This is a genomic window from Bradyrhizobium sp. MI1.7, assembly GCF_055811795.1.
Map to the genome: position 1 here is coordinate 1 of NZ_JBVVPO010000216.1, position 990 is coordinate 990.

The following is a 990-nucleotide window of genomic DNA, read 5'->3' on the forward strand; positions in this document are numbered from 1 at the left end:
GTACACAAATTCGGCGCGCCGGACGTGATGATATTTGAACGGGTCCCAAGGCCAGATCCTGGTCCGGGCGAAGTTCTTGTCGATGTTCACGCAGCAGGCGTCGGTCCCTGGGACGGCTGGATCAGGGCCGGCAAGAGCGCGTTGCCGCAGCCTCTTCCTCTCACGCTCGGCTCCGATCTGTCCGGAACGGTCGCGGCTGTGGGATCGGGCATTTCGGACCTGGCTGTCGGAGATCAGGTTTTCGGAGTGACCAACACTCAGTTCCTTGGTGCTTACGCACAATACGCGGTGGCCTCTGCTGCGATGCTCGCGCAGAAACCACTCTCGCTGAGCTATGCCGAAGCTGCTTCCGTTCCCGTCGTTGCGGTCACGGCGTGGCAAGGTCTGTTCGACCACGCTCGCCTCGAAGCCGGGCAGACGGTGGTCATTCATGGAGCTGCGGGAAACGTTGGAGCCTACGCGGTTCAGCTCGCTCGTCGCGCTCGGCTTCGTTCAATCGCAACGGCTGGGGCGAAGGACGTCGAGTACGTGCGTTCCCTCGGTGCCGACGAAGTATTGGACTATCATACGCAACGCTTCGAGGAAAAGGTGAAGGACGCGGACGCGGTACTGGATCTCGTCGGGGGCGAAACGCAAATGCGTTCTTTTCAGGTTCTTCGCACGGGCGGCAAGCTAATCTCCGCCGTGTCCCAGCCCGATCAAGACCGCGCAAAGTCCCGCGGGGTCACCGCAGCCTTCTTCTTGGTGGAAGTGACCACCGAGCGGCTGCGCACAATCGCCGATCTCATTGACCGCGGCGAACTGAAAACCCGCGTCGGTGTAGTTCTGCCTCTCGCCGATGCGCGAGACGCGCACATGATGCTAGAAGGCCGACGATCACCGCCGAAAGGAAAGATCGTTCTCAACGTAGAGGCCACGGGCGAAGTCACCGCGCCCGCTTGAATTCGGGCTAACGATGAGCGTCGCGGCAAGCAGGTGTGGAGGGCCGCC

At 61.8% G+C, this 990-nt stretch carries 1 protein-coding gene; it reads left to right on the top strand.

Annotated elements, in window-relative coordinates; all coding sequences use genetic code 11:
• Positions 1 to 942: NADP-dependent oxidoreductase (locus tag AC0L3X_RS47195; RefSeq protein ID WP_473317616.1), on the top strand; the 942-nt coding region annotated here is incomplete at its 5' end.
• Positions 943 to 990 lie beyond the last annotated feature (48 nt).